The sequence below is a fragment of the Streptococcus caballi DSM 19004 genome (genome assembly GCF_000379985.1).
GTDB classification, from domain to species: domain Bacteria; phylum Bacillota; class Bacilli; order Lactobacillales; family Streptococcaceae; genus Streptococcus; species Streptococcus caballi.
The window spans coordinates 1-10,067 of sequence record NZ_KB904094.1 but is presented as its reverse complement, the minus strand read 5'-3'; the positions used below and the strand labels follow the sequence as shown (position 1 = coordinate 10,067).

Below are 10,067 nucleotides of genomic sequence, written 5' to 3'. Positions count from 1 at the left end.
ATCCAAGAACAAGAAAAACATGACCTCGCCCTAGATAAATTGAGCGTAAAAGAATACGAAGATCCCTTTAGGGATGATGGCAAGTAATACCAACGCCTCTTTAAGAGGCAAGTGACGAGTCAAAAGCAGTGAGGCTTGAACAAAGTGAAAGCCAGCGTCTTTAGGCGCTGGCTGGTGATGTGGGCTTATAGCCCCTGTTCAAACCACCCGTTAGACGGGTGGTCATGATTTACAAGAAATCAAGAATAAGCTTGATGTTTAAAAGGGTTAAAATCACAGCTACTGCATAACCTAGGATGGTATTCCATTTTGAATTGACAAACTTGCCCATGATTTTGGGATTTGATGTGAAATATACCAGTGGGAAGATGGAAAATGGCAGAGCGAGTGACAGGAAAACCTGTGAGTAGACGATGAGTTGATCTAGAACCTTTTCTCGACTGCCATAAAGCAGAGCAGCAATGAGGACAGGAAGAAGTGCCACTAGTCGCGTTACTAATCGAATCAACCATTGAGGCATTTTGAGGTGGAGGAAACCTTCCATGACAATTTGTCCAGTCAGAGTGCCTGTGATGGTCGAATTTTGCCCACTGGCCAGCAGTGCGATAGCAAAGAGCGTAGATAGGAAGGAGCTGGCCACAACACCTGCGATGGACGGTGTATTGAGCGCACGGTACATTTGAGAGAAAGCACTGATTTCACTAGCATGTCCGTAGAAAAGCGCTGCGCCCAGAATTAAAAGAAGGGAATTGACAATAAAGGCTAAAGTTAATTGGATATTTGAATCCAAAGTCATAAAACGAACGGCCTGCTTGATAGAATTGTCATCCGAATAATCCACGCGTCTAGTCTGGGAAATAGAAGAATGCAGGTAGAGATTGTGAGGCATAACTGTTGCTCCAATAATCCCCAGAGCCAGTGTCAGCTTACTATTTTCAGTTGTCTGTGACAAATCAAAAATAGAGGCGCTAGGTAGATAACCTTTTAAAATCCCTGATAGACTAGGGTGGGCAATAATGACTAAATAGGTAAAAATCAGCAGAATAGTCAAAATCAAAGTTGATACAATGGCTTCAATTTTTCGGAAACCTAATTTCATAACGGACAAGAGAAGAAACACATCCAAAATGGTGATAAAGATAGAGAAGAGAAGAGGCCAGCCAAAGAGGAGATGAAGGGCAATTCCCGAACCGATAACTTCCGCCAAATCTGTTGCCATAAGCGCCAACTCGATAATGACAAATAATAGATAGCGGAGACCTTTAGGGAGATGTTTGGCAGTAGCTTGTGCCAAATCCTGTCGAGTCACAATCCCCAACTTTCCAGCCATCTGTTGCAGCTGCATAGCAATCAAGGAAGAAATTAAGATGACAAAGAGAAGCAGATATTTATAGCTGGCCCCCCCAACCACACTGGTAATCCAATTACCGGGATCCATGTAGCCAACGGCCACCAGAGCTCCGGGTCCTAGGAAGGCTTTCAAAGTTCTGAAAAATGAAGCATTTTGAGGAACCTGGATACTCTGGTTGACCTCACTCAGAGACCTTTTCCGTCTTTTTTCTTCTGAAACCATAGCTTACTTTTCCACACTTTCTAATTCTTACTACTTGCATTATAGCATAAAATAGTCGAACTGTTAAAGAAAATTAAGTGTGCTTAACTTTTTCTTGTAAAAGACACTCCACTATCTAATAACTTAGCCAATCACAGCCCTTTCTCTCGTGATATCAAGAAAGCAAGCGTCAAAGAAATCTAACAGGTATCAACCTCATTTTTCTCCAGATATTTAAGAGAAAAAATCTAGGTCCATATAGCTGAACCAATGATACATCCTGTTATTAGCCTTGAGCAATAGAAAAAATAATTCTGAAGAAATTGTTGGATAAGCAAGGACTTAATGAAGATTATCGTAGGTTTTGAAAATGGATTTTAGATACTGTCAATTATTTTGTGTAAGCTGTTAGCAGAGAGCTTCTAGGTTTAATCAAACAAGTTCTCAAGCTTGTCCTGACAATGGCTAATTCCTGTTGTTCTGCAACGGGTGCTGCTTTACTGAACAGATTCTATGTTTTCAGCTTGATAACAGGCTTTGAAGTCCTGTAAAATATCAGCGTGGTCATCCTGCCTCACCTTGTGGTCAATATTGCGGCTGACATGCACTAAACAAGGCTGAAAATCTCTTTTGCATCTGTCCAGTGAGGATAAATAGACTAGGCGATACGATTCGCTTTCATTCGACTGGCTTTGTTAGGATTGGTAATGTCTATTTTTTGTTTTCAAATTGATGTCAAAATACGTTTTAGCATTTTTCGAAGAAGGGATATCATTAAATGTGATGTTTATACTTATTTCGCTAGGTTATCAAGGAGCGAACCGTTTTTCAAAGGAGACGGATAGACTTTTTCTGGTCCTGTCATGATAACTCTATACACTATCTAAAATGGCTGAAAAAGTTTGGTAACATCAGTTTGAGTAATAGCTAATCAAGAGTATTCTGGTCAGAAAAAATTCATAAGAAAATCTGATTTTCAAAGATGCTTAGGCTGCTCCTGATAAATATCAGTAAAAAATGATCTACTTTCAGATGTTACATTACGTGTTATGGTTGTAAATATATTGTAATTATTGTGATATAAGAATGTTGAAACAAAAGGATATAATCATTTACTAATAAAATGCTAATCATTGTTTTATTGATGAAATCATTATTACATTAAATTGACTTGTTTTTTATACATTCTACCCTACCTTTGTAATTGTCAAGAAAATTGGCTTTATATCAGGAAAAGTGCTTGTATATGATGTGTCATTAACGTAAGCAATGGGGAAGACGTGGCTGAAAATATTTATGAATAGCCTAGCTAATATTAGTAAAGGATGGACTTGTTAGTTTGCAAAGTTATCATATAAGGTCAATTCAGATGAAAAGGAAGGCCGTATTTGTTGCTAGTTTATCTAACCTCATTAGGAATTGTTAATATACTTAGTGATGAATAATAGAGAGAACTACTTGAATAATGAACGACTGCTTGTCATCGCAATCTATGACTATAAAGGGGATTGCTAATTTTTAGATTTAATTGTGGAGAGAGAAATATGTTAGGAGCCTTTGAATTATATTATCCAGTTGTCATGTCTTTGGTGTGGATTATTGGCAGTATCTTTTACATACTAGTCAAGAAAAAACCTAAGCCTGTGAGAAAAGAGCTGCAGCCTTCTGTTGAAATTTTGATGTCGTGTTTTAATGAAGAACAGGTCTTAGAGGCTTGTGTGAAAACACTAGTTGATTTAGATTATGAAAATTATACGATAACTTTGATTGATGACAAGAGTACGGATAATACGGTTGGGGTAATGCGAAAACTAAGGGATAAATACCCACAAGTTAAGGTCATTGAGTCCCAAGAAAATCTCGGTAAGGCTGAGGAACTCAACCGTGGTTTAGAACAAAGTAGGGCCGACTATATTTTATGCGTTGATGCGGATGCTATTTTTGATCAGCATGCCTTGAGCCATTTGGTAGCAACCATGGAAAACAATCGTAAGCTGGGGGCTGTTACGGGCCGACCAATTGTTAAAAATACCAAGACGGTGATTGGTAAGTTGCAATATTTAGAATACATTATGAATATTGACTTTATCAAACGTGCTCAAGATATGTTATCTAACAATATTTTGACAGTATCAGGCGTCATTGTCTTGTACAGAAGAGAGGCTCTCTTGGACATTAAGGGCTGGAATACTGAGGTGCTAACAGAGGATATTGACGCTACTTGGCGGCTTTATAGAGCAGATTGGAATGTTGGTTACCAACCAGAAGCCCTGTGTTATATCTATGTTCCTGAGACAATTAGGGGCTTCATCAAACAGCGTACACGTTGGGCCAGAGGAGGCATTGAAGTCTTCTTAAACCGTTTTAAAGAGATTCCTCAATTGACTCTGGGACGTCAATTCTTATCGCTGGATATTATTTTTAGTTATGCTTGGGTTTTTGCAGTGACCTTCTCGACTATTTGTTTAGGATTTGAATTTGTTTTTTTGAAGAATTTAATGTTACGATTGGATATTTTGGTTATTTATTATGCAACCACCTTAATGTTCTATCTAGCTTCAAGAATTGTTAATTTTAAACATGATTTCATTAGATATCCGCATAGCTTTTTCTTGTATTTGCCAGTTTTCTTTTATGCCTACTGGTTAAATAATATCGTTGTTGTTTTTTCTGCTTTTTATCATATGTTTGATCGCTCGAAGTATGCCGCTTGGGGTGATTCAGATCGGGGGACCATCGAATGAAACATTTATTGAAATGGCCTTTTCTATTTGCTTTTAATCTTTTTCAACTTAGCTTTTTTGTCCTATTGATTAACTTTTTGTTGAATGACTCAAGGGAATTTCTGGTTAACTTGTATGTACTTTTTAATTGTAATTTGCAAGTGTTTACCGCCAGTGTCAAAAATATTATTTTGGCCGCTGTTTTAATTGTTTTTATTGGTCTGATTAGGGCTTATTTGATTAAGAGACAGGAGAAGTAGTATGCTAAAAAAACATTGGCATAAAATCTTTATCATTTTACTGATTTTTTTGACCATCGGCGCTGCTTGGCATATGAAAAATCGCCAACAGCAAGAGCGTGCTGTCAAGAAGGATATTAGTAACGGGAAGCTGACTAAGAGTGAGTTAAAAACGAATGGAATAATTGTTTTGTGCTATCACCGAGTGGCAAGTAGTGGCGGTATTTTTGATCTTACTAAGCTTTTATCCAATAATTCACAACTCCATGAATATAGCGTGTCACTTGCTGAGTTAAAATCACAGATTAACTATCTTAAGAAACATAAGGTACAAATCATTTCGGCTGATCAAATGCGTCAGCTTATTCAGTCTGGACAGCCTTTGAAGCAGCAGTATGCAGTAATTACTTTCGATGACTTTGACAGTACGGTTTATTACAATGCTTCGCCATTTTTGGAAAAAGAAAAAATTCCCTATACGATTTTTATTGTGACAGCTTTGACAGGGAAGTATGATAATGGAACCAAATTGGCTAGTTGGAAGCAAGTCAAAGAGCTGCAAAAGAATCCTTTAGTTACCCTTGGTTTGCATACTAATAACATGCATTACCTGATTAATAATAAGTCAGCGGTTATCAGTCAGGCTAGTCCTAAGACTTTCCAAAAAGACTTTAAAAAATCGGTTAAGACTCTTTATCGTCGTACTGGGGTGAAGAGTAACTATTTTGCTTATCCTTATGGGGAGTCTAACCAGCAGGTAGAGTCTTATTTACATAAGGAAAAAATGATAACTTTTTCTTTAGATAACGGCATTATCAATGAATATAGTGATTTAAATCAGAGCTTACCAAGAACGATGGTTGACAATCAGTCTTGGAAGAAAATTGTAACTAAGTGGGTGCGCTAATGATTAGAATAGGTAAAACTCTAAATTATCTGATGATTGGTCTGATTATTCTTGGGGCTTTTGCAAGTTTTTTCTATTTGAACCAGATTACGGGATATACAGGAGATGACTACCTTTACCATTTCCTTTACCTCGGCGAATGGCCTAGTTCCACTACGAGTGGAATCCATAATCCAATGGATTTGTTTATTTCCATTAACAATCATACCAATTTATGGAATGGACGTTTAGTAGGTATCTTTTTTGAACAAGTCTTTATGCAAATTCCGAAAACTGCTTTTGACTTGCTCAATAGTCTAGCCTATGTAGCCTTGGGAATTGTTTTGAATTGTTATTCTAATAAGAGATTATCCGATTTCTCATGGGTTCGTCTCTTGATGATTTATGGAGCCATGTTCCTTTTTCTACCAGACTTTGGAGCGGCCTTGCTCTGGGTTTCTGGGGCAAGTAATTATTTATGGCCAACTTTACTCTATTTAAGCTTCTTATTGCCCTTCAGATGGGGGTATAAGCCTAAAAATTTAGCTCGCTTTACTTGGTTAATGGTGCTTACTGCTATTTTGGCAGGTTCAAGTAATGAAACGTCAGGCTTTGTTATTTTGTTTATTTGTGTAGTTTATTATTTAAGTGACAAAGATGTTGACCGTATGGTCTATGAATATTGGAGCATGTTTGGTGTTTTATTCGGCTTTATCTTTTTATTGGCTCATAGTGCTGGTGAAGCTAGCTCCTTCAAGGGAGACTCAAGTTTATGGGATCATTTTCTTGAGGTAGTTATCAAATCAGTTCAATATGTTGGGCCCCTGGCTTTATTAGGCTTCGTTTTGCTTGCTTGGCAAGGTTATCATTTATATCAAAAAGATCAATTGAAGCTTGATTTTCATCAGCCTTTCTGTGCTGCCTTCCTCTTTTACCTAGGTGGCTTAGGAGCCTGTGCTGAATTAGTAGCTTCACCTAGTTTGCAAGCTCGAATTTGGTTTTGTAGTAGTGTTATGTTCATGGCTAGTGATGTGATTTTGCTATCCTCCTTGGTTAAAGAAACTAAGTTCGTTGCTCGATTAGTAGAGACTGTTTTAGCACTAGCATTATTGTTCTTTAGTGGAAAGCGATATTTGGAAGTTGAACCTAAAATTTACGATAACTACGAGTGCTACCATGCTGCTGAATCTATTTTATTAAAGGCGCAAAAGCAGGGGAAAAAGAATGTTTTAGTGCCAGGTATGAGCGATGTTGAGACCAGTTACAGTGCCTTTTATCAAACAGCTTACATGGAACAAGCTGATAATCCTGATTTGGTTTGGGCAAATGCCTGGGTAGCTAAGTTCTACAATTTAAAGACAGTTAATGTGAATAATGATGTCCTGCGAGCGCCTGTTGAAGGCTACCGAAAAGTAGTTCACCAAAAGCTAAAACAATTTAGATAAAATGAACACCCACGATTATCCCAGTCAAAAGATTTTGATTGGGATATTTTTTTGAAAATTAGTCAGTCAACAAATATACTCACCTGAGTATAATCCTATTGAGAAAACATGGGCTCATATCAAAAAACACCTCAGAAGAGTATTGCCAAATTGTGATACTTTTCTTGAGGCTCTTTTGTCCTATCCCTATTTCAATTAACTATACCTTTGAGTTTTCTAGAAACCTATGATGAAAACTAGTTGTGATAAGTTGTTGCAAAAAAATATTCAGAAAGTGGTTAGATGATCTGTCACAAAAAATAATGGCCAGAAACTAAGCTTGGCGAACTGTTGTAAAAATATTGGCGTAACTCAGTAGCATTTGATTTAGATTGATTTAAATGATTTTCCAAATAGAAAACCGAACATCTCGTTTAGAAAATTAATTCTAAGTTTGAGAATGTTCGGTTCCTTATTTTATGCAAAAGGTTATTTGAGGCTTGACGAGACCCTTATTTCATCGTAGGGAAAAGAAACCTAAATCTATGTAGTTTTTCATTAATTCACGAAGCCCATTATAACGGACATATTTTAAATTCTACTAAATTTAATTCTTCATTAAACTTTGTACAAGTTGTCGTAAATCAGTCGTAAATTTGTCGTAAGCCTGAAAGGTTATTTTGGAGTGATTCTCCGAGCTTTTTCATTTCTTTTTCTTTTAATTCTTGTGTTGCTTCTGCGTATATATTCATTGTAGTAGAAATATCAGAGTGACCTAAAATTTCTTGCATAACTTTTAAGTTTGTACCAGATTCAACCATGCGAGTAGTAAAGGTATGTCTAAGTGAGTGATTACTAAAGTTAGGTAATATTGTATTACTATTTATTTTACCATCGAATAGATATTGATAATTTTGAAAAGTATTATCTTTCAATCCTCTTTTTAGTGTTTTCCATTTATTAAATAAATCATCTATAGTAATTTTTTCATTACAATTGATACCAGTTATTGAGTCTTTTAGTAAAGAAGATTCCTTTTTACGAAGTTCATTAAGAGTTTTTGCATAAACGGAGTGCCTTTTTCCTTTTTTGTCACGCCATTTATATTCATAACGTAGATTAATTCTAATTTTTTTCTTTAGCTGAAAAAAAGGTAAATAGTAGTAAATGACAGGCAGGTGTAAAGTAGTATACCTGTCTTTTTATATGCGGAATAAAGAAATATTATTTCAGCGTTTTATTCAAAAAAGAATAAAAGAACAAAAAAGTATTTTTTATATTGACATGATAATTAAAATAAGTATAATAAAAAATAAAAAAGGAGGTTTCACCATGAAAATTAAAAAAGTGAAAAAAGTTGTCGATAAAAAATCTATGCGCAGCGCTGGAGGACACTAGTTTTTAGTTAAAGGTGAATAGTTTTGTTATGAATTTTGTTTCAGGCAGAATTAGTCGCCTTTTTTTTTATTTGTATCTTATTTATTGAGGTGATAGTGATGTATTATAAGCCGATGGTGAAACCTATGCTTGTACCTTTTGTGAATGAAGAAGGAACTGGTATACGAATTGGAGGAGCTCAAGCAGGAATATCACGTGATATTATTGTTGATGAGCCTGAACTATTTTATGAATTTTTGAAATATTTAGACGGAAGCCATGATATAGCAGATATTTCCAAGATGTTTAATATTGATATTGGTAGTATTGAACAAATGTTGGATGTGCTTAAAGATAATGGTGTTATCTTTGAAGATGATAACAGTAAATTTAGTGAAGAGGAACAAAATTTTTATAGTCGCGCTATAAATTTTTATAAATGGATAGATACCACAGGTATCTATTATAATTATTGGGAAGTACAAGAACGTTTAAAAAATGCAAAAGTACTTTTATTAGGTTGTGGAGGAACTGGTAGTATTGCTGGTGTAAATTTGGCAAGAATCGGTTTTGGACATATAACAGTTGTTGATTTTGATACAGTAGAATTATCTAATTTAAATCGACAAATGTTCAAGTACAGTGATGTTGGTAAGAAAAAAAGTGAAGTGTTAGAGGAGCAGCTTAAAGCAATTAACCCTTTTATTAAAGTTAAATCAATCCATAAGAAAATTGATAGTGTTGAGGATGTTCTTTCGCTTGGCACTGATTATGATGTGCTTATATGCTGTATTGATAAGCCAACTAATGTAAATGATATAGTTCAAGAATATACTGAATTAACTGGTATACCTTGGGTATTAGGAGGATACGCTAGTACTATGATTACTCAAGGTATTTTTTATAAAGGATCGAGAGCTTTTTCCGATTTAGTTGCTGAAAATAGATTTAATAACTACACTGCAGACAAAATTAATGCAAATACGTATTGGAAGTGGGATAATGCAATATGTGCACCAGTAGCAAATATTTCAGGTAGTTTTTCAGCTCTGTATGCTTTATACTATATATCAGGATTGAAAGATTTAAAATGCAGTATTGTTCAACACATTGATTTATTCAATATTCAAAATTTAGAGAATTTTTCATATATTATAGTCTAGTGGTAAAAAGTCAATAGAAAGTTGAGAAAATTCTAGTTGATTTTTTAGAAAACAGGGTGCACTAAAAACACCTAGTGAAAATCGCCTTTTTTCACCAGTTTATCCAAGGACTTGTGCAGATCATTATCTATCTTCCATAAGCCTCCTTGGTGGCGCATAGAGTTGGCGATTGCGTAGTAGCGCATCCACCAGACGCACAAATTTTCTAGCGGTTAAGACGATGGCTCGTTTGTGTTGATGTTTAGGAACTTCATGATACTTCTTCTTGTAAAAGGTTTGATATTCACTATCATGTCGTCTGACCGAGTTGGCGGCTTCAACTAAGTAATAACGGAGATAGCGGTTGCCTCGTTTGACAAGTTCCGTATTTTGAGAGTTAGTGTTCCCAGATTGATTCTGTTTCCAATTCAATCCTGCCTATTTAGCGACTTGAGGATGGTCTTTAAAGCGCTCAATCTGTCCAATTTCAGCGATAATTCCTGCAGCGTAAACTTTACCAACACCAGGCACAGAAGTTAAACACTGGTATTCAGGNATGACTTCNACCATNTNTTCAATAGCTTTATCAATATCCTTAATCATTTGTTCCAGATTTCGGATTTCTCGAGCTAATAGCCCGAGAACAACATTGACGGAATCTTGTTGGAGCTTAGGCAGACGATAAGAGCCATTGACAGCTGATTGAATAGCTTTAGCTAATTTT

Annotated in this window: 8 protein-coding genes and 2 pseudogenes; 6 read left to right on the top strand and 4 right to left on the bottom strand. The window is 35.8% G+C overall.

Annotation, left to right across the window (positions count from 1 at the left end):
- Window positions 1–87: pseudogene (locus tag A3GS_RS12415) on the top strand (IS200/IS605 family transposase); the annotation flags it as partial.
- A gap of 142 nt (window positions 88–229) precedes the next feature.
- Here A3GS_RS12415 and A3GS_RS0107995 read toward each other — a convergent pair.
- Window positions 230–1,573, bottom strand: a complete 1,344-nt coding sequence (locus A3GS_RS0107995) for an Nramp family divalent metal transporter (protein WP_018364901.1) — start codon at window positions 1,571–1,573, stop codon at window positions 230–232.
- A 476-nt stretch (window positions 1,574–2,049) separates the two neighbouring features.
- Window positions 2,050–2,196 (bottom strand): transposase, encoded by a 147-nt coding sequence (locus A3GS_RS12760; protein WP_156808894.1) that lies wholly within the window; start codon window positions 2,194–2,196, stop codon window positions 2,050–2,052.
- Between the two features lie 900 nt (window positions 2,197–3,096).
- Between A3GS_RS12760 and A3GS_RS0107985 the strand changes: the two genes are divergently transcribed.
- From A3GS_RS0107985 to A3GS_RS0107970, 3 genes are all read left to right on the top strand, one after another.
- Window positions 3,097–4,296, top strand: coding sequence for a glycosyltransferase family 2 protein (locus A3GS_RS0107985; RefSeq protein WP_018364899.1), 1,200 nt, complete (start codon window positions 3,097–3,099; stop codon window positions 4,294–4,296).
- A 240-nt stretch (window positions 4,297–4,536) separates the two neighbouring features.
- A complete protein-coding gene (locus A3GS_RS0107975) occupies window positions 4,537–5,421 on the top strand; it encodes a polysaccharide deacetylase family protein (protein ID WP_018364897.1) in 885 nt (294 codons plus the stop codon).
- Window positions 5,421–6,845, top strand: a complete 1,425-nt coding sequence (locus tag A3GS_RS0107970; RefSeq protein WP_018364896.1) for a DUF3329 domain-containing protein — start codon at window positions 5,421–5,423, stop codon at window positions 6,843–6,845. The genes A3GS_RS0107975 and A3GS_RS0107970 overlap by 1 nt, the downstream gene beginning before the upstream one ends.
- 623 nt (window positions 6,846–7,468) lie before the next feature.
- On the opposite strand, the gene A3GS_RS13335 is transcribed toward A3GS_RS0107970, so the two are convergent.
- Window positions 7,469–7,759: a tyrosine-type recombinase/integrase gene (locus tag A3GS_RS13335; protein WP_018364895.1), complete on the bottom strand. Its 291-nt coding sequence runs from the start codon at window positions 7,757–7,759 to the stop codon at window positions 7,469–7,471.
- A 271-nt stretch (window positions 7,760–8,030) separates the two neighbouring features.
- Between A3GS_RS13335 and A3GS_RS0107960 the strand changes: the two genes are divergently transcribed.
- Window positions 8,031–8,222: a hypothetical protein gene (locus A3GS_RS0107960; protein WP_156808893.1), complete on the top strand. Its 192-nt coding sequence runs from the start codon at window positions 8,031–8,033 to the stop codon at window positions 8,220–8,222.
- 98 nt (window positions 8,223–8,320) lie between these two features.
- The gene (locus tag A3GS_RS0107955) at window positions 8,321–9,364 is read left to right on the top strand and encodes a HesA/MoeB/ThiF family protein (RefSeq protein ID WP_018364893.1); all 1,044 of its coding nucleotides are present in this window, start codon (window positions 8,321–8,323) and stop codon (window positions 9,362–9,364) included.
- A gap of 123 nt (window positions 9,365–9,487) precedes the next feature.
- Here A3GS_RS0107955 and A3GS_RS11705 read toward each other — a convergent pair.
- A pseudogene (locus A3GS_RS11705) lies at window positions 9,488–10,067 on the bottom strand (IS110 family RNA-guided transposase); the annotation flags it as partial.

What these genes read in the sequence shown, in the direction of transcription:
- A3GS_RS0107970 (WP_018364896.1), top strand. Translation starts at nt 5,421, where the DNA reads ATGATTAGAATAGGTAAAACTCTAAATTATCTGATGATTGGTCTGATT.
- A3GS_RS0107975 (WP_018364897.1), top strand. Translation starts at nt 4,537, where the DNA reads ATGCTAAAAAAACATTGGCATAAAATCTTTATCATTTTACTGATTTTT.
- A3GS_RS0107995 (WP_018364901.1), bottom strand. Translation starts at nt 1,573, where the DNA reads ATGGTTTCAGAAGAAAAAAGACGGAAAAGGTCTCTGAGTGAGGTCAAC.
- A3GS_RS0107960 (WP_156808893.1), top strand. Translation starts at nt 8,031, where the DNA reads ATGCGGAATAAAGAAATATTATTTCAGCGTTTTATTCAAAAAAGAATA.
- A3GS_RS0107985 (WP_018364899.1), top strand. Translation starts at nt 3,097, where the DNA reads ATGTTAGGAGCCTTTGAATTATATTATCCAGTTGTCATGTCTTTGGTG.
- A3GS_RS0107955 (WP_018364893.1), top strand. Translation starts at nt 8,321, where the DNA reads ATGTATTATAAGCCGATGGTGAAACCTATGCTTGTACCTTTTGTGAAT.